The organism is Enterovibrio norvegicus, assembly GCF_002876705.1.
GTDB lineage: Bacteria > Pseudomonadota > Gammaproteobacteria > Enterobacterales > Vibrionaceae > Enterovibrio > Enterovibrio norvegicus_B.
On sequence record NZ_MDAG01000001.1, the window covers coordinates 77,404 to 94,652 of the forward strand.

Below are 17,249 nucleotides of genomic sequence, written 5' to 3' on the forward strand. Positions count from 1 at the left end.
CCTTAAACATCATGTTTAGGTAGGGGAGCTTACGCTCCCTCTCTGTTTTTTCATCCGCCTTGCGAATGCGTTTAAAGCTGGTGGTAGATTGACTCAATGCTCTCCGCCTCTTTGCCGTTTTCATCTAATCCGGAAAAGTGCGCAAGCGTTTTAACCACACCGTTTTTCTCTAGGAATGATTGAACTTCAATGGCTTGCGGATCTGTGTCGTTTGTATACTTGAGCGCAGCCGCAATGCCTTTCACTAGAGCCTCATTTGAGGTGTTGTATTCCATTGTACCGAGTAATGGTCTGATTAATCTATCGTTCTCGCCAAGTTTTCTGATGGGCTCTCGGCCTACGCGTGAGACATCATCAACCAAAAACGGGTTCGCAAAGCGTTCTAGAATTTTGTCGATGTATGCATAGTGGCGTTCTCTATCAAAGCCGTAGCGTTGAATGAGCACTTCGCCGCTTTCCATCATGGCTTGTGTCACGTCATTGCGGATCATCGGGTCGCTGATGGCTTCTCGAATGGTTCTATGGCCTTTCAGGCAACCAAGATACGCGGTAATGCAATGGCCCGTGTTCAGCGTGAAGAGCTTACGCTCGACAAATGCCATTAAGTTGCTGGTTTTCTCCATGCCGGCAATGTCAGGTATTTCACCTTTGAATTGCTGGTCGTCGACTATCCACTCGCTGAAGCTTTCAACCGTGACCTCTAAAGGGTCGTCATTCGCTGCCTCCATCGGGGGAACGATGCGATCGACAGCTGAATCAACAAAACCCACCAAGTTATCGGCGTGTTGTTGTGCTTGCTCATCGAGGTGACGATACACCTCACCTTTTAGGTGTGTACTGCCGCGTACCATGTTTTCACACGCGATGATGTTAAGCGGTGTCATGTTGCCAATGGAAAAACGCTTTTTAAGGCCGCTAGCAATGGTCTGTGCGATTTTATCTAATACATTTGGACCCACTGCGGTTGTGACTAAATCCGTTGTTGCGATTTGTTCGATGAGCTCTGGGCTCATGGAGTTTACCGCTGTCACGTGATTCACCACGTCAATTTTACTTTCGTTACCGACGACACGGACATTGTATTGTTGATCATGGCTGAGCTGGTCAACCAAGGGGCCATTTACGTCTGCAAATGTCACTGCCACGTTGGAATCAGCCAACAGTTTTCCGATAAAACCACGACCTATATTCCCTGCGCCAAAATGTACGGCTTTTTTCATGTTCTGACCCTCGCCAAAGGAAGACGTTGTAAAAGAAACCTGCTCACACACAGGCTTTCTTTGTGTGTTAGATGATGGGCGGTCAGCGAAAATCTCTGCGTTGATGGCGGATTAACGCTGACCAACACCTTATGCCGCTTGGCTCGAAGACAGTATCGCGAGCACTTCGCTGACATCTTGCGTGGAGGTGAGACGTTCAATGGCGTCGTCGTCATCCAGCGCATTGGTGATCGCCGTGATCACCTGAATGTGTTCATCGTTTTTGGCGGCAATGCCAATCACGAGTTTCGCAACATCATCTTCGTCATCTGTAAACTGCACGCCCGCAGGGTATTGGCAGATGACAATGCCTGTTTTCTTCACTTTGTCTTTTGCGGCGATGGTGCCGTGCGGGACGGCGATAGATTCGCCTAAGTAGGTAGAGACCATTTTTTCGCGTTCGAACATGGCATCCACGTACTCGGCTTCTACGTAACCCAGTGCTACCAGCTGTTCGCCAGCAAAACGGATTGCGTCTTCTTTCGTGGCAGCGCTCAAGCCAAGGTGCACGTTCTTCTTCTCAATTTGGAAGGCAGGTGCAGGGGTGGGCTGGAGCGTTTCATCATTGGCGGCAAGTAGCGGTTTTTTGACGTACTCAGCGTCATTTGCCGCCTTTGGGCCTTGAGCCGCCAATAGCTGTGTCACTAACTGGTTGTAAACGTCGCTATCAAGGAAGTTTTGTAGCGAGATATGCGTTGCATGTGCAGCGTGTGTTTTTGCGCGGTCTGTCAGGTCTTTGTGCGTAATAACGACATCGACATCTGCAGGTAGGTTGTTGATCGCAAGGTTGGTGACCTTGATATCCAAACCTGCTGCTTCGACTTTCTTGCGCAGTAGGCTCGCACCCATCGCACTTGAGCCCATGCCGGCGTCACACGCCACAATGATATTTTTCACCGCGGATAGGTTGACAGAGTCGTTGGCACTTGCCGTGTTTTGCGCTTTCGCACCTTTTGATTCTGCTTTCATGTCTTTGATGTCTGACGTCGCTTTCGTCAGTGCGTCTTCATCATCCTCATCCGTCTCTTTCTGTGCTTTTAGCAAGATAGACGCCACGAAGAATGACACGGCGGTAGAAGAGGCAATGGAGAGTAATACACCAATCAGTGAGCCCTTTGGCGTCATGAGGAGAACGGCGAAGATAGAGCCTGGTGACGCAGGAGAAACAAGGCCCGCATCAAACACACTTAAAACAAATACGCCTGTCATGCCGCCGGCAATGGCCGCCAGAATCAAACGTGGGTTCATTAGTACGTAAGGGAAATAGATTTCGTGAATACCACCAAAGAACTGGATGATAGACGCGCCACCTGCCGTTTGTTTTGCCAATCCACGCCCGAAGAACATGTACGCCAATAGGATACCCATACCAGGGCCTGGGTTCGCTTCGACGAGGAAGAAGATAGATTTTCCTGTTTCTGCTGCTTGCTGAATACCCAGCGGCGAGAAAATACCGTGGTTAATCGCATTGTTGAGGAACAAGATTTTTGCAGGTTCAACAAGAATCGAGGTTAGCGGTAGAAGGTGGACTTCAACCAAAAAGTTTACGCCAGCCGCGAGTACATCAGAAAGTACCTTCACCAAAGGGCCAATCAAGTAAAAAGCGATGATTGCGCAGAGCATGCCGATGATGCCAGACGAGAAGTTGTTCACCAACATCTCAAAACCGCTTTTTACCTTGCCTTCGAATTTTGCATCGAAGGTTTTGATTGCCCAGCCGCCCATTGGACCCACTATCATGGCGCCCATGAACATGGGAATGTCTGAACCGACGATGACACCCATCGTCGTGACGGCACCAACAACGGCACCGCGATCTCCACCGACCAATTTACCCCCGGTATAGCCAATTAGAAGGGGCAATAGATAAGTGATCATTGGGCCTACAAGCGACGCTAATGTTTCATTTGGAAGCCAGCCTGTTGGGATGAAAAGTGCAGTGATAATGCCCCATGCGATAAACGCACCGATATTGGGCATAACCATATTTGAGAGAAACCGACCAAAATTTTGTACTTTGATCTTCACATCTGGTGATATCATAAAAGTTACCCGTTTGAAGTTCCTGGTTGAAGTTTGTGTAACGGTTCGCCAAAACCGTTAAATTTGTTTGTATTCGAAATTCAAATTACCACACAAAATTCGTCAGTCACTGATAACGGGTTTTTTGTGATCAATTCCACAATTACTCCCTGCGCCTCGCGTTTAAAAGTGAGAGATGTCCCGCATTTATCATGTAGTTTTATTTCAAAATCACATTATTTACTTTGTCAATATTTTTAATGGCCATAATAATTGAGTTAAGTCACGATTTTATGGTTAGGTCATTTGATATTTATTGTGACAAAGATCACCAATATGATTAATGCTGTGGTTTCTGGGGATATGTGTGTGACTTTCATCACTATGTGATGTGCTAATCCCTCGTTACTTGATTCACTCATTCTCCTTGAGATTGCATTGTGTAATTTTTATACACACCATTAACTTTCCAAGTGCGGGGATCCTTTGTTTTCTGAATGTCTGTCGATCCCACCAACCATGTCATCTTTAACCATAGCTGTCTCAAAAAGCCACTGTTCAACTTCTTTTGGGTGAATGTGTGTTAAGAAATGCTTTTATTATCAACAGTGAAATGGTTTTTCAGATTAGTTTTGAGTCCTCTCGTGTATGGTCACAACGGTTGCGCATTTGCTCTGCTATGCTGGCAGCACACGAAATGTTGGAGGCTCACGATGAAAAAAATTAAGCACGAAGCTCAACTACTAAAAAAAGCCTTACAGATTGGCCAGCAATATGCGGAAAAAAGAGGGTTTGCGCATTTTGATGAAGGGACGTCTAACAAGATAAAGATTGAGTGTATTTATCGTCTGTTGGTGGAAGACAATGTACTGACGCCGCTGGCGACGGATAAAGAAGATGGGCCGAACATGAAACATAAATTGGTGCTTTGGATTCAGAAGCAACTTCCTGACAATCATCCACTATTGAGTGACTAAGTGACGACAGGTAAGCTCTTATACTTACGTTAATTTGAGCAGCACCAATGCGTGTAGAATAATATCCGTGCGAGATCGTCAAACGTTGTAGGAGAAAACGTTAACGCTATTGAGGTCTCAACGATAAAGGATTCAATGAATGAAAAAGACAGCGTTTATTTATGGCGTGATGGGGTTGATTCCTTTTCTTGCTTTTGGGGTTCTGCTACCGGTTTGGCCGTTAGATTGGCAAGGAAAACTCGCTTATACCTTCCTCACCTATAGCGCCATCATCTTGGCATTTTTGTCAGGCGCGGTATGGGGGATTACCATCAGTGATGCGAAAAATGCTGCGAAGGAAGAAAAATCAACGAAGGGTTTAACGGTCGGCATCGTGTTTTCGCTGGTGGCTGTTGGTGCACTCTTAATGCCTTACCCTATGTCACTCTATTTGCTTACCGCGTCTTTTGTGATTTTGTTTTTATTGGAAGTGGGTTTGATGTTTAAAGGCGTTTACCCGCTTTGGTACACCTTCTTACGTTTGGCGTTAACGTGTGTGGTTGTGGTTTGTCACGGCTTCCTTTGGTATTGGGTATATGATTTGGGCTCGGGTGTTTTACCGCAAATCATTTAACGGTTCATCTCTGCCGAAATGTTACACAGAAAACAAAAAAGCGCCTATGGGCGCTTTTTTGTTTTAGCTATATAGACGCAAGTAGGTCGACTTAGTCTTCCAAATCTTGTTGCCAAGGCATTTCAGGCAGCATATCGAGGTGCTGTTCGTAGCGCTTAAGGTTAAATTCACCGTCACCCCTTGCCACGTCATAGATCTCAACCATCAGCGCACAAGCAATGAATTCGATCGCTTCTTCTTGCGTGCTTCCCGTCATACGTAGGCGCATGAGGGTTTCTTTTACTTTTTTAGGGTTGTTATCTGTTAGCTGATTTTCAACGATTTCAATAAGGTTTTCGCTGGTTAGGATATCGTCATCATTCATGATTTATTGCCTTGCACTCACTTGATAAGTCTTATTGGGGCGTATGGTACGGGAAAAGCGGTAGAGATCCTAACAGGCTGATTGTTTCTAAAGAGAAAAGGGAAAATGAACACGGGTGTGCATAAAAGGCAGAAGCGTTGACCATTGCAATCGGTGGTTGTGTGAATGAATCGGAAGCAAGGACATTCGCTGGTAAGAACATTTGCAGGCAAGAACATAAGGAGGTGTGATTGAAAAGGCGCAGTGACGTCTCCGGCTGCGCCTCGCGAGTATTAACTTTCTTTTTCCATGGCAATGGCATTGATGCAGTAACGCAAGCGCGTTGGCGGTGGGCCATCAGGAAAAACGTGGCCAAGGTGTGCATCGCACACATTGCATGTCACTTCTACGCGTGTCATGCCCAACGTAATGTCCATGGTGTACGCCACTGCATTCTCTTCAAGCGGCGCCGTGAATGAAGGCCACCCTGTGCCGGAATCAAACTTCTCTTGTGCATCAAACAAGCGTGTGTCGCAACACACACATTGATAGATGCCCGGCGCAAAAAGCCCACACATGTCTGAACTGAACGGCCTTTCCGTTCCGTGTTTTCTCGTGACGTAAAACTGCTCAGGTGTCAGTTTGGCTTCCCATTCGGCTTCGCTCATCTCAACGCGGCGTGGCGCTGGAGGATTGCCATTCTTCGCAGTGGATAATACAGATTCCCAATTAAGCATGTCGTCACCTTCTAGGGCCAATAGACCCTCAATGTGGATGGATATGTCGAAGCGAGTTGCTGATCTCCGTTGGATCGTTATCAAAGAGAAGATTCAAGGGAAAGGCAGCCATTGCATTTACTTCGACGGTGTAGTTGACCGCAGTACTGGGTCGTTTCTTTCATGCTGGATAGCCGAGCCATAAAAGGTCTCGGTTCTTGATACGTTGTAAGTACCTTCCTGTATCACCTCTTCGAATTTTTGGAGATGTAGAGTCGGGAAGTCCTTTTGATGGGGTACTTTTCTTTTTCGTGTACTACGTTTCTTTAATGCATCAATTTCTCTGTGCGTGTTATCGCCTCCTTATAAAACGGCCTTTCTATCGAGGGAAGTGCTTGGCGGCTGCCGTCTCTACCAAGGCCTTGTCGTTACGGGCCTTGTTTTTAGGGGCCTTAGTGGCTCTGTTCATGCTGAGTGGTTGCAGTTCTGGTTCTTCTTCGACTTCGTCTTTGGATGTGTTAGACCTCGATAATGATGACGTGTTGGTGATGGGGAAAGTGTCACGTATACCGTCTTACCTTGCGGCTGACTTAAAACACGAAACGCACACCGATATGCTGCCGCTTTCAGACAAAGTGACCCTATGGTTTAAGGACTACCATCGCGACCGCAATATCGTTGCGCGTTCCAAGGAAACAGCGAGTCTGACCACTTCATGGGACACGCCTTTCGAATTTGTCACCCCAAAAAAAGCCTTCATTTTGAACAGAATTGAGGTGTATTCGATGTCTCATGGTGAACCCACATCGCAGCACTTCACCTTGCCTGCAACGTATACCTATTTAGTCCGGGTGGATGATCAGGCTCTGTATGTGGGGAACCTTCGTCTTTATACCAATGAGTTTGATGAGGTCATTGCTGTCGAGTTAGTTGATGAATCTTTGGCAACACAAGGTCGCATGGCGGCGTTAACCCATCATGCTGTGCGATTTCGTGTTTCATTGCTCAAGCCACAATAGGGCGCGCAGTGATTGTTTCATCTCATTATTGTTTTGCACTGACGCATAAAACGCATATTTTCCGTGGTGTTACCCTTAAATCCTGACATGATTAAGGCGTGCATTTAACAGCAACGAGAGTGGAATATGACGAAAAATTTGGTGGTGTTTGATCTAGACGAGACGTTGCTGAATGGCGATTCGATGACGTTATGGCATCAGTTTCTCGTGGATAAAGGGTTCGTAACACCCCCTGACTTTCTGGCGTTGGATACGCAATTCATGGCGGCGTACGCTGATGGCAGTTTAGATCTCGATGCTTACCTTGCTTTTAGCCTGTCCCCGTTAAAAAACATGCTCGCCGAAGAAGTGAATGCGCTAGCAGCGCGTTTCGCGAAGGACGCGTTGATGCCGTTAATTTTTCCTGAAGCCATCGTCACGTTAGCGCAATACAAGGATGAAGGTGTGGCGCTGGCAATTGTTTCTGCTTCTCCAAGCTTTCTTGTTAAACCTGTGGCAAAGGCGCTAGGCGTTGAAACTGCCATGGGTATCGACTTGGTGTTAAACAATGGGAAGTACCAACCTCAGCCTGAAGGCGTGCCTTCATTTCGTGAGGGAAAAGTGCTGCGTCTTACTCAATGGATTGGCGGCCTTGACCACGATTTTGAGCGAATCAGTTTTTACACTGACTCTATTAATGATCTTCCCATGTGTTTATTTGCGGATGACGTACACATCATCAACCCGTGCAGTAAATTGTTTAAAAAAGCAGGGGAGTATCAGTGGCCTGTTCACAAGTGGGGCGATGCGCAAAGCCTCTCGCTGTCACCTCAGCATCCGACTTGAATTTCTCATCCGTTGCAGCGTAAAAACCTGCTAAAGCGTAAAAATCTCTACAGCGCGCGATTTTTTTCCGCATCATCAAGGCTTTCTAAGCCTTGCACTCGTCGGTGGTTATCAGATGAGAAATGGTTACTGCGCAAATCGGCGATGGCTTGCAGACGTTCATCTTCGCTGTAGCTATTGTCATTGAGTAAAGTTTCACGTTCTTTCAAGTAGGCCTGAACCGAGGCATCAAATGCATTCTCTTCTTGTTCCAAGGCGTGTATACGGCTTGCGGCGTCTTCCCCAACAAGCTCTGTGAGACGGTAAGATTTTTCATCACTGTCCAGCGAAGCGAGGTTGTTGATGTGCCCCAGTAATTCGGCGTTTTGATAGCTTTCTTTCATGTCAGGCGGAAGCGTGCTTAAAGTTTGCTGCCAAAGGTCTTGGTACGTTTGATCATCTACGCCCAACGCTTGTAATTCGGCTTTTTTGATGGTCATTTCACGGGCCAAATTCTCTTCATAAAAGAGCCTAGATTGTTCCTGCGAGCTAAAGGCATTTGCTTGTAGTTGCTGCATCTTTTCATGAATGAATCTGAGGTATTCAATGTCCGTTAGCCCATCTGGGGATGACACTGAAGCAATGGATTCTCGGTATGTGAGGTATTTTTCAAACAGCGTTGCTTGCTGCTCGCCATAACTCACCGTTTCGGCAAATTCGTTATAAGCCTCTTGAACCTCACCCAACTCTTTTTCACCTAACGTCGATAGAAAATACTCGAAGGTGTCGCGGTCAGAAGAGATATCAATATCTGTCCCAATTTGAGACGGTGCTGGGGTATCTGTCGCATTTTCTTCTTGAGCATTACCCGTTAAGTAAATTGCTGTTGATACCAACAATATTCCAGCAAAAGCCATCCGCAATGAGCGAGAAGCGAGATACATGTGCGGTCCTCCGGCGTGAGTGTGAAATCCATTCGATAGAGGTATAGATCGGGTTATTCACGAAAAAATTTCAACGCGTGATGAGGTGTCATCTCATCACGCGCTTTAGGTACGACCTATCCCGTTATAGGCCTTGCTGTTTGAGTCGATTCGCGTGTTGGCGATACACAGTGACCGGATCCGTATCAAACAAGTGGTGTAGGCCGAAGAAGCCATTCACTTCATCAAGGTGGTTCATGCGGTAGTTGTCACGAATGACGCGACCGAGGTGTGTGCTGCACCGACCGACAAGGCCATCATTCGCTTCGCTAAAGAAAAGCCCTGTAGTGAAGAGCACAGGATCGCTGAGATCCAACACATTGGTTACCGTGCTTGTGCCAGACCACGAATAGTAATACACGCCATTAGATGCGCGATATTGCCCTTCGCCGCAGCGGGAGTTCGGAATACCTTCTGGGTACTTTGCATTGAATGCGAGTGAGCCTTTGGTAGACAGTGAATTTAACGATGCCAAAGGAACTTGTGGGAGGTGGCTGCCGCCAGAAAGGAAGCTAATAAGCCCTGACAGTGCTTTTGCGGCTGCTACTGCACCTGCTTCTCCTGCAGAACCGGGTATGAAGGCTTTACGAACCACATCGGCGAACTCAGAACCTTTGTTTACACCACCAACACTGGTAACGGAGGCGACAAATTGAGGGGCGACAGAGGCAACATAGCGTGCCGTTGGGCTGCCATGGCTATGGCCGATGAGATTAACTTTGTTGGCGCCAGTCACTGCGCGTACGTAACGAACTTGGCGAAGCAGCTGTTCGCCGCGCTTTTCGGAGCTATTAACGGCGGAAACTTGCGCGACAAAGACTTTTGCGCCGCTGCGCGTGAGTGCTTGTGGTATGGCATGGAAGTAGTCGAACCCAGCTATGTTATCGAAGCCGAATAGACCGTGAACAAGCACGATAGGGTACTTGGTTTGTGTATAACCTGTGTTAGCACTTGGAACGGTAGAGCCTGCAAATACAGATAGTGACGTTGCTGCAAACAACAGTGATATTAAGATCCCTTTCACAGTATTCATCCTCTGGTCAGTCCTCTGATGTCGATCAAAGCGTAGCGACACAAATGTAAACAGAAGAGACTTAGAAGTGAGACAAGATTGAATTGTTAAAAATATGTGATGATTCTTGCTTGTAGTGAGATTCAGATCAAAAAAAGAGCGCAATAGCGCTCTTTTAAATACAGCATGACGTGTTAATTATGCAGTGCCGATACCAAATTTGATTTCGTTGTTCGCATCATCAACCACTTCATCCAAGTAGTTTTCGACTTGCTGCTCAACCATACGGTCTGGTTCTTCGAAGTAGGCGATATGGAAAATCGCGTCACCTTCGTTCACCAATGGCAGTGTTTGCTGACCAATGATAATGCCGCCTTGTGGGGCATATGTCTGGATCTCTTCGCTACCAATAGGGCTGCTGATAGATGCCAGAGATTGGCCTTTGCTGACGCGTTGTCCAAGAGACACGTGAGAGCGCAAGATGCCGTCGGCTTCTGCGCGAACCCAACGTGTAGCACGTGCGATAACCGGTTCAACCGTTGATGTTTTACGGTTGCTCTTGCGGATCATACCGAGGTGACGCATAACACGTTTAACACCTTTTACGCCCGCCGTAATTGCGTACGGTTCAAAACGCAGTGCCTCACCTGCTTCGTACGTAATAACTGGAATACCGATGTTTTCCGCTTCTGAGCGCAATGAGCCATCTCGAAGAGCCGCATCGATAACCACTGGCGTACCAAACGCCAATGCCATTTCATTGGTTGCTTCGTTCGCCAAGTTCGCGCGAATTTGAGGCAGGTTAGTGCGGTAAATCGCTGCTGTATGTAGGTCGATAATATGGGTACAACGACGAACAATTTGTTCGAAGATTTGGTACGCCATGCGACCTGCAATTGATCCGCGCTCAGAGCCCGGGAAACAGCGGTTTAAATCGCGACGGTCTGGTAGGTAACGTGACTTATGGATAAAGCCAAATACGTTAACCACAGGGATCGCGATAATGGTTCCTTTCAGTGTGGCAGGGTTGATGCGTTCAAGTACTTGACGCACCACTTCCACACCATTGAGTTCATCACCATGAATGGCCGCGTTGATCATCAACACTGGGCCAGGTTTCTTACCATGAAGTACTTCCGCTGTTACTGACAGCGGCGAGTGTGTGTAAAGCTTAGCGACTTCAAACTCAACGCTCGCGCGCTGACCTGGCGGGATAGTTACCCCGCCAATTTCAAAGGCATTATTCTTAGTTGCTTTTGACACGTGTCCTTGTCCTCGGAGATGAGACTATTTTCTCTATATGGTCAATGATGAGGCCAGCGACGTCTTTACCCGTTGCGGTCTCAATCCCTTCAAGACCTGGCGACGAATTCACTTCCATCACCAATGGTCCGCGCTCAGAGCGCAGTAAGTCTACGCCTGCTACGTGAAGTCCCATGGCCTTCGCCGCTGCAACCGCAGTTTTACGTTCTTCAGGCGTGATGCGGATCAGAGAAGCGCTACCACCACGGTGCAAGTTCGAACGGAACTCGCCCGGCAATGCTTGACGCTTCATCGCTGCAATCACTTTGTCGCCGATAACGAAACAGCGAATATCTGCGCCGCCCGCTTCTTTGATGTATTCCTGCACCATGATGTTCGCTTTCAAACCCATAAAGGCTTCGATCACGCTTTCCGCTGCCTTGCGCGTTTCAGCAAGAACAACACCGATACCTTGTGTGCCCTCAAGCAGTTTGATGACCACAGGCGTACCGCCAACCATGCCTAGCAGGTCTTTAATATCGCCCGGTTTGCTTGCAAAACCTGTGACCGGCATACCAATATTTTTACGTGAAAGCAGTTGCAGAGAACGAAGCTTGTCACGTGAACGTGAAATTGCGACGGAGTCGTTCACGGTGTAAACACCCATCATCTCGAACTGGCGTAAAACCGCACAGCCGTAAAACGTCACAGACGCACCAATACGCGGGATAATTGCATCAAAACCCACCAAATCTTCACCCTTCAGGTGAATAGAAGGTTGGGTTGAATTGATGTTCATGTAGCAACGTAGTGCGTCGATGATTTTATATTCGTGGCCTCGTTTCTCACACGCTTCAATCAGGCGGCGTGTAGAGTAGAGATTTTCACTGCGCGATAAAATTCCAATTTTCATAATTTAACCTTGTGGCGCCTGAAGAATAAAAGATGCTTCTGGTTGGACGATTAGACGACCTTCCATCGCGATGCGACCTAACAACATACGAAACGTCATGTTGTCACGAGCAGTCAGTGTCATCTCAATTGGGTATTGGAGATCACCAATAATCAATTGGGTTTCGATGACATAACGGTAAGTCTCGTGACCACCAGAATCGCGCACTGTGCGCATATCAAATACTTTCGCGTGACACTCTTGTTCGGTATGCACGTCGTCTTGGATTGGATGAACCATGAACTTCACCCATTTCTCGCCATCTTTTTGATATTCTTCGATGCCGAAAGTGTGCAGACAAGATGTTCTTGCGCCTGTATCCACTTTTGCTTTGATTGCTTGGATGTTTAACCCTGGTAAGCCGACCCATTCACGCCAGCCAACGACAGTTCGTGCGTTTGCTTGAATAATATTAAAGTCTTCGCCATCAGCTGTGCGAGATGTGTTGTTGTCAGTCATTACTGCAATGCCCCAGATAGTATATTTCGAACGGATGGAGTGAGCGCATCAGTCTTTGACACTTACTCAAGTAAACGATAGCTGCTCGAAGGCGAAGGCCTGCTCACATTTATAAGAACCGATTGAATAATCAACACTATCGTTTACGTTCTCCGCGGCGACCTTATCTGTTCCAAATTCTCAGCACCGCATGAAAGAGCGCGAAAGTTACAGCTTTGCGCCAGTCGCGACAAATCAATCTTTTGGTCGTGACGATAAAAAATATTAATCGTAGCTCGGGTTGATTTTTGAGATCTACATCAATGTTTTACAAGCCGCGAATTTACTGGAGTGACGCGCGTAAAGTATGGATTAAAAAGAGAGAATTCTCATGGTTGATAACGTGAGAAAGGAAGAAATTATTTTCACTTTTTTCACATCTATGAGGTAAGGGGTTCGGGTTGTATAACTCGCACGGGGATGATGCGTTAAAGGCGATTGAAAATGTGGAGGTCAGACACTATCTAACCACCCATTCGTGAATGGTCAGTAAGCTCCTTCGGCTGCCATTCGCACAACACATCGATCATGCCTTCATCGCACGCGATTGTTTTGGTTTCGCATTCAATGAATCCTTGCTTCTGCCAGAACTCCCTCGCTTGTTGATTAATTTCAACGGTATACAGCATGAGGCCATTGATCGCGGATTCTTTGACGAGTTCAACAAGGCAGCTTCCAATGCCTTGCCGCTGTGCGTCTGGTGCAACGTAAAGCTGAGTGATGGATTCGCCATCTGTCGCTATCATCCCGAGCACCTGTCCAGACTGCTTTTCTATGGCGAGATAAATGTCATTGCATGCAGCGAGCACGCGATTGAGGTAGTAGCGATGAGAAGCAAGGCTCTGTGATTCAGCCTTACCCAGTGCGAATGCTTTACTCTCGCGCCACATTCGAAGGGTGTCTTCGGTGTAGCGCGGGTGGTAATCAACAATGTCGATGTAATGCTTCATATCAAACAACATTGATGCGTGGCTGTTTTGCGCGTCCGCTTGTCAACGTTTTCATTTAGAGAGCAGGGCTAAATAATTGAAGTGCGCGTGAATAAAAGACACTGTTTGGATCTTCGACGTAATCGCCAAACGGTGAACACGCATCAAAGCCGAAACGCTGGTATAGCTTTCTTGCTGCCTCAAACTCGGGTTCAGCACCTGTTTCCAGACTTAGGCGCGAATACTTGCGACGACGAGCTTCTTGAAGAATGTATGCAAGTAAGTTTGCTGCTACACCGCGACGGAGGAAATTTTCTGAGGTTCGCATTGATTTGATTTCGCCATGGCCTGGGCCAATTTGCTTCAGCGCACCACAACCCGCTATTTCTCCATCAATCCATACACTCCAAACTGTGACATTTGGGTTTTGAAGAGCGGTAATGTCTAATGCGTGAACACTTTCAGGTGGGCTAATGTCATACATGTTTGCGAGGTGTTGATGGAGAAGATCTTGGATTTCCTTTCCTGATAAATCATCGACGCGTATTTCCATTGATTCTTTCTCCCATCGTTATTGACCCTTTGCAATTTGCCCTGTGTTTAGGCGCTGTTCAAGTTTCCCGATCCAAAGGGTTTAAGGTGTCATATGCAACTGCATTGGCATGTCTATCCAAGTATTGAGTTGATATCGAGATGATGTGCGAACACTGTATGTTTGGGCAGGATAAACGCGTAATTATTGAATTGACGAAATGTGGGCAGCGTATCGTTGAAACTAAGAGCTTCCTCACGAAAGACAATGTGACGGTCGCGAAGTTGTCTTTCTTATATGATAAGTGAAAGTTTATTTAGACAATAAATGCGCCCGAAGAGTGAGGGAGATGATGGGCAATACGCGTTAATAAATTAAAGAAAGGACAAGCAACGAGAGAAGCCTTTCTGCTTCTCCCTCTATATATACCGCTTAACCATCACATGTCGGCTTACCCAAGGCTTGCTTTTTGTGCTGCTATCTTTGCTAATCTTCGCTTACTTCGACCCATCAAAAGCAGACTTAACAGTACCAATCCTATGCCTATCCACTGAAGTGGGCCCAAGCTTTCACCCACCAACAATATGCCTAAGGTGACTGCTGCGACAGGGTTTAGCATACTGATCATCGCCATCGCATCCGGGCCGATCCGTTTAATTGAACGGGAAAACGCCCAATACGCAAACGCACTGTTTAATACACTGACCCAGACAATGCCGGGTAAAGCATCAAGCGTGATGGGCTTTGGTGCGCCTTCCACTAAAAACGCAATCGGCGCGAGCATCAGCCCCCCCAATGTTAACTGCCAAGCGGTGAGCCTAAAAATATCCGTGACTGGCCAGTTTTTTAGCCACAGTGTTGCACGAGCAACCAACGCTGTTGCGACCAGCGCGGCGGCTGCGCCAACCGGATCGATGTCGGCGGTGGGGTTCAAAATGAGAACGACCCCTGAAAGCCCTAGCAATGCAAGCGACAGCATTTTGAGTTTGGGTTTCTTACCTTCCACCAACCATTGCATGAACATCAGTTGAAGTGGAAGTGTTGCGCCGAGCGTACCCGCAACAGAGCCAGGTAAGCGATAAGCCGCAATAAACAGCAGTGGAAAAAACGCCACGATGTTAAAGGTGGTTAACAGTGTGAGTTTGCCAAATGGTAATGGCGGTTTTCCCGGTTTCAGTAACATCAGGAGCAAACCGGCTGGTAGCGCCCGCCAAACAGCCACCCAAAATGGAGACATATCGTGCAAAAACAGACTTACTGCTGCATAAGTGCTGCCCCAGAGTATGGGAACGGTGGCGGCAAGTAAGTAGTTAATCACGGTGTTTCCTCTATAAAGTCAGCCAATCAGGGCCTGGTAATCTTTCTAAAAAGTATCTTTTATAAAAGATAAATTATTCGCTTTGTCTCTTTAGATCAAGTATCTTTTTGGAAAGATAAAATATGGAGGTGTTATGAAGCAGGATCATGTTGATACCATCCTTGCTCAGTGGCAGGTTCAACGCCCTGATTTAGATTGCTCGCCTATGGGTGTAATTGGCCGAATGGACAGAGCTAACCATTTAATGAAGCTGGGTTTGGAAGAGGTGTTCAAACAGTTTGGGTTGATGAGCAGCGAGTTCGATATTTTGGCGACGTTACGTCGTGCTGGCGAACCTGTTACACCCACTGAGATGTATCAAACCTTGATGTTTTCATCGGGGGCCATGAGCACCCGAGTTGATGGGTTAGTTAAACGTGGTCTTGTGGTACGTCAAGCCAGTGAAACTGACAGAAGAAGTTGTTTGGTGATGTTGACTGACGAAGGGCGAACATTGATTGACGCTGTAGTCACGGCACACGTGGAAAATGAACATCAAATGTTGAATGTGTTGACGGAAAAAGAGCAAGCAACGTTGGCTTCTTTATTACGGAAATGGTTGGCTTCGAGGGAATAGAACGGCTTTTCTCCTCATGCTTTTTTCAACCCCTAGGGTATCGTAATTCACGCTCGCCCCGTTTTTCATTTGGCTAAGCTAAACAAAAGATCATGTCTAGTGGCGATATAAAGGGGAAGAGTGATGCAAGTCATGCCAATTAGCGACATCGTAAAACTCGACCTGCATTGGGTGCGCGGAGAGGATGCTCGCTTCGCCGCCATCATGAAAAGTTTAAAGAGAGGTGAGGCCATCAATGAAGCGATAAAGCTTATTCAATGCGCCTGTGGGAAAACCTATATCCTCCAAGATGGCGGGCATCGCATTACTGCTGCACATAAACTCTTCTTACAAACGGGCAAGGATACGCTTATTCCTGTCGATATCTTCCAATCTGATATTCCCTAGCCCCTCAATGACGAAACCTCTCAAGATACGACTCTCTCCGTCTCTTTTTTGCGACTACATTGTTTAGATAGAGCAATTGTGTGAACAAGATTGCCGCATAAAGCCGTGATACTTTTGGGGGAGTAATGATAAGACTGATATATGCCAGTTCTGCGACGACAGCGTTTAATGAAAACGATCTCATGCAGTTATTAGGTAAATGCAGAGCAAATAACGAAAAACTGGATGTCAGCGGATTGCTGCTTTACGCCAAGGAAAACTTTTTTCAAATTTTAGAAGGTGATGAAGGTGTCGTAGAAAAACTCTATGCCGATATCGCCTCGGATACTCGTCACAACGGCGCGATCGTGATCGATCGCAGTGAGATTGAGCAGCGTTCTTTCCCCAATTGGTCAATGGGCTTTAAGAATCTTGAAACCTTTGATAGGCGAAAACTGCGTGGCTATAACGATTTGTTCAATCGCAAGCTCTCTAAAGAAGAGTTTGGCAATCTTGGGCAAGAAATTATCTATTTGATCGAGCTGTTTAAAGAATTCTAATCGCGTTTTAAAGGAACATTTCGGGTTCCATATTTATGTAGGAATGTATATCCATGGCGGAATGTATACCTATGCAGAAATGCCTTTGGTGTTTCTGTTACCTTTCGCGAGGCGCCTCGTTGGGCATGTAAAAAGACCGCCGTTTCTCCTTCCTGCCTTGTTCATTTCCTCGTGACGACTCTCTTAACGTCTCCTTCCGCTTTGCTAAACCCACGTTGTGCAGAACCCGTGCTGTACAAAAACCAATATTGAACAAACACCAATATCGTACAACCAGCAATCTGTCTGCGCGTGAAAAATTACTTCCTTTTAATTCAATTATTAATAAGAAACATTTTGCGTATCTCGTGATTGAGGCAATAAGCCCTACGATGTCAACGTTATAGTTCATCACAACGTACACACTCAATACTGATGGCTTTTATTGTCACCTGACAGATGAGTATGAAACGTTAACGTTTTAATAAATATAAAAATAATCACACAGA

Annotated in this window: 19 protein-coding genes; 7 read left to right on the plus strand and 12 right to left on the minus strand. The window is 46.7% G+C overall.

Annotation, left to right across the window (positions count from 1 at the left end):
- Nucleotides 1-71: 71 nt before the first annotated feature.
- Both BCT27_RS00440 and BCT27_RS00445 read right to left on the minus strand, forming a co-directional pair.
- Nucleotides 72-1,220: a mannitol-1-phosphate 5-dehydrogenase gene (locus tag BCT27_RS00440; RefSeq protein WP_102316195.1), complete on the minus strand. Its 1,149-nt coding sequence runs from the start codon at nucleotides 1,218-1,220 to the stop codon at nucleotides 72-74.
- Nucleotides 1,221-1,349: 129 nt separating this feature from the next.
- Entirely contained in the window at nucleotides 1,350-3,302 is a 1,953-nt protein-coding gene (locus tag BCT27_RS00445; RefSeq protein WP_102316065.1) for a PTS mannitol transporter subunit IICBA, read from the minus strand.
- 692 nt (nucleotides 3,303-3,994) lie between these two features.
- Between BCT27_RS00445 and BCT27_RS00450 the strand changes: the two genes are divergently transcribed.
- The gene (locus BCT27_RS00450) at nucleotides 3,995-4,258 is read left to right on the plus strand and encodes a DUF5062 family protein (RefSeq protein ID WP_102316066.1); all 264 of its coding nucleotides are present in this window, start codon (nucleotides 3,995-3,997) and stop codon (nucleotides 4,256-4,258) included.
- A gap of 139 nt (nucleotides 4,259-4,397) precedes the next feature.
- On the plus strand, nucleotides 4,398-4,871 hold the full coding sequence (locus BCT27_RS00455; RefSeq protein ID WP_102394722.1) for a DUF3429 domain-containing protein: 474 nt from the start codon (nucleotides 4,398-4,400) through the stop codon (nucleotides 4,869-4,871).
- A 91-nt stretch (nucleotides 4,872-4,962) separates the two neighbouring features.
- On the opposite strand, the gene BCT27_RS00460 is transcribed toward BCT27_RS00455, so the two are convergent.
- A complete protein-coding gene (locus BCT27_RS00460; RefSeq protein WP_017012389.1) occupies nucleotides 4,963-5,235 on the minus strand; it encodes a hypothetical protein in 273 nt (90 codons plus the stop codon).
- 272 nt (nucleotides 5,236-5,507) lie between these two features.
- Nucleotides 5,508-5,951, minus strand: a complete 444-nt coding sequence (gene msrB / locus BCT27_RS00465; RefSeq protein ID WP_017012388.1) for a peptide-methionine (R)-S-oxide reductase MsrB — start codon at nucleotides 5,949-5,951, stop codon at nucleotides 5,508-5,510.
- A 434-nt stretch (nucleotides 5,952-6,385) separates the two neighbouring features.
- Here msrB and BCT27_RS00470 point away from each other — a divergent pair, with 434 nt between their 5' ends.
- Nucleotides 6,386-6,949 (plus strand): hypothetical protein, encoded by a 564-nt coding sequence (locus BCT27_RS00470; RefSeq protein ID WP_241908473.1) that lies wholly within the window; start codon nucleotides 6,386-6,388, stop codon nucleotides 6,947-6,949.
- A 126-nt stretch (nucleotides 6,950-7,075) separates the two neighbouring features.
- Nucleotides 7,076-7,774 (plus strand): HAD family hydrolase, encoded by a 699-nt coding sequence (locus BCT27_RS00475; RefSeq protein ID WP_102316069.1) that lies wholly within the window; start codon nucleotides 7,076-7,078, stop codon nucleotides 7,772-7,774.
- A gap of 47 nt (nucleotides 7,775-7,821) precedes the next feature.
- Here BCT27_RS00475 and BCT27_RS00480 read toward each other — a convergent pair whose 3' ends face one another.
- From BCT27_RS00480 to BCT27_RS00515, 8 genes are all read right to left on the minus strand, one after another.
- Entirely contained in the window at nucleotides 7,822-8,697 is an 876-nt protein-coding gene (locus BCT27_RS00480; protein ID WP_198597485.1) for a lipase secretion chaperone, read from the minus strand.
- A gap of 124 nt (nucleotides 8,698-8,821) precedes the next feature.
- A complete protein-coding gene (locus tag BCT27_RS00485) occupies nucleotides 8,822-9,769 on the minus strand; it encodes a lipase family alpha/beta hydrolase (RefSeq protein ID WP_102316071.1) in 948 nt (315 codons plus the stop codon).
- Between the two features lie 177 nt (nucleotides 9,770-9,946).
- On the minus strand, nucleotides 9,947-11,011 hold the full coding sequence (locus BCT27_RS00490) for a succinylglutamate desuccinylase/aspartoacylase family protein (protein ID WP_102316072.1): 1,065 nt from the start codon (nucleotides 11,009-11,011) through the stop codon (nucleotides 9,947-9,949).
- Nucleotides 10,995-11,903: a 30S ribosomal protein S6--L-glutamate ligase gene (gene rimK, locus BCT27_RS00495; protein WP_102316073.1), complete on the minus strand. Its 909-nt coding sequence runs from the start codon at nucleotides 11,901-11,903 to the stop codon at nucleotides 10,995-10,997. The genes BCT27_RS00490 and rimK overlap by 17 nt, the downstream gene beginning before the upstream one ends.
- A gap of 3 nt (nucleotides 11,904-11,906) precedes the next feature.
- Nucleotides 11,907-12,401 (minus strand): ATP-dependent zinc protease family protein, encoded by a 495-nt coding sequence (locus tag BCT27_RS00500; protein ID WP_102316074.1) that lies wholly within the window; start codon nucleotides 12,399-12,401, stop codon nucleotides 11,907-11,909.
- Between the two features lie 503 nt (nucleotides 12,402-12,904).
- The gene (locus BCT27_RS00505; protein WP_241908474.1) at nucleotides 12,905-13,390 is read right to left on the minus strand and encodes a GNAT family N-acetyltransferase; all 486 of its coding nucleotides are present in this window, start codon (nucleotides 13,388-13,390) and stop codon (nucleotides 12,905-12,907) included.
- 55 nt (nucleotides 13,391-13,445) lie between these two features.
- Nucleotides 13,446-13,922: a GNAT family N-acetyltransferase gene (locus tag BCT27_RS00510; RefSeq protein WP_102394726.1), complete on the minus strand. Its 477-nt coding sequence runs from the start codon at nucleotides 13,920-13,922 to the stop codon at nucleotides 13,446-13,448.
- A 430-nt stretch (nucleotides 13,923-14,352) separates the two neighbouring features.
- Nucleotides 14,353-15,219 (minus strand): DMT family transporter, encoded by an 867-nt coding sequence (locus tag BCT27_RS00515; RefSeq protein WP_102394727.1) that lies wholly within the window; start codon nucleotides 15,217-15,219, stop codon nucleotides 14,353-14,355.
- A 133-nt stretch (nucleotides 15,220-15,352) separates the two neighbouring features.
- Between BCT27_RS00515 and BCT27_RS00520 the strand changes: the two genes are divergently transcribed.
- From BCT27_RS00520 to BCT27_RS00530, 3 genes are all read left to right on the plus strand, one after another.
- On the plus strand, nucleotides 15,353-15,835 hold the full coding sequence (locus BCT27_RS00520; protein WP_102316078.1) for a MarR family winged helix-turn-helix transcriptional regulator: 483 nt from the start codon (nucleotides 15,353-15,355) through the stop codon (nucleotides 15,833-15,835).
- Nucleotides 15,836-15,958: 123 nt separating this feature from the next.
- Nucleotides 15,959-16,222 (plus strand): hypothetical protein, encoded by a 264-nt coding sequence (locus BCT27_RS00525; protein ID WP_102258932.1) that lies wholly within the window; start codon nucleotides 15,959-15,961, stop codon nucleotides 16,220-16,222.
- Between the two features lie 125 nt (nucleotides 16,223-16,347).
- Nucleotides 16,348-16,761, plus strand: coding sequence for a BLUF domain-containing protein (locus BCT27_RS00530; protein WP_102392409.1), 414 nt, complete (start codon nucleotides 16,348-16,350; stop codon nucleotides 16,759-16,761).
- The last annotated feature ends 488 nt before the right edge of the window (nucleotides 16,762-17,249 follow it).

What these genes read in the sequence shown, in the direction of transcription:
- BCT27_RS00525 (WP_102258932.1), top strand. Translation starts at nt 15,959, where the DNA reads ATGCAAGTCATGCCAATTAGCGACATCGTAAAACTCGACCTGCATTGG.
- msrB (WP_017012388.1), bottom strand. Translation starts at nt 5,951, where the DNA reads ATGCTTAATTGGGAATCTGTATTATCCACTGCGAAGAATGGCAATCCT.
- BCT27_RS00500 (WP_102316074.1), bottom strand. Translation starts at nt 12,401, where the DNA reads ATGACTGACAACAACACATCTCGCACAGCTGATGGCGAAGACTTTAAT.
- BCT27_RS00510 (WP_102394726.1), bottom strand. Translation starts at nt 13,922, where the DNA reads ATGGAAATACGCGTCGATGATTTATCAGGAAAGGAAATCCAAGATCTT.
- BCT27_RS00480 (WP_198597485.1), bottom strand. Translation starts at nt 8,697, where the DNA reads ATGTATCTCGCTTCTCGCTCATTGCGGATGGCTTTTGCTGGAATATTG.
- BCT27_RS00530 (WP_102392409.1), top strand. Translation starts at nt 16,348, where the DNA reads ATGATAAGACTGATATATGCCAGTTCTGCGACGACAGCGTTTAATGAA.
- BCT27_RS00485 (WP_102316071.1), bottom strand. Translation starts at nt 9,769, where the DNA reads ATGAATACTGTGAAAGGGATCTTAATATCACTGTTGTTTGCAGCAACG.
- BCT27_RS00445 (WP_102316065.1), bottom strand. Translation starts at nt 3,302, where the DNA reads ATGATATCACCAGATGTGAAGATCAAAGTACAAAATTTTGGTCGGTTT.
- BCT27_RS00455 (WP_102394722.1), top strand. Translation starts at nt 4,398, where the DNA reads ATGAAAAAGACAGCGTTTATTTATGGCGTGATGGGGTTGATTCCTTTT.
- rimK (WP_102316073.1), bottom strand. Translation starts at nt 11,903, where the DNA reads ATGAAAATTGGAATTTTATCGCGCAGTGAAAATCTCTACTCTACACGC.
- BCT27_RS00460 (WP_017012389.1), bottom strand. Translation starts at nt 5,235, where the DNA reads ATGAATGATGACGATATCCTAACCAGCGAAAACCTTATTGAAATCGTT.
- BCT27_RS00440 (WP_102316195.1), bottom strand. Translation starts at nt 1,220, where the DNA reads ATGAAAAAAGCCGTACATTTTGGCGCAGGGAATATAGGTCGTGGTTTT.
- BCT27_RS00450 (WP_102316066.1), top strand. Translation starts at nt 3,995, where the DNA reads ATGAAAAAAATTAAGCACGAAGCTCAACTACTAAAAAAAGCCTTACAG.
- BCT27_RS00475 (WP_102316069.1), top strand. Translation starts at nt 7,076, where the DNA reads ATGACGAAAAATTTGGTGGTGTTTGATCTAGACGAGACGTTGCTGAAT.
- BCT27_RS00520 (WP_102316078.1), top strand. Translation starts at nt 15,353, where the DNA reads ATGAAGCAGGATCATGTTGATACCATCCTTGCTCAGTGGCAGGTTCAA.
- BCT27_RS00505 (WP_241908474.1), bottom strand. Translation starts at nt 13,390, where the DNA reads ATGAAGCATTACATCGACATTGTTGATTACCACCCGCGCTACACCGAA.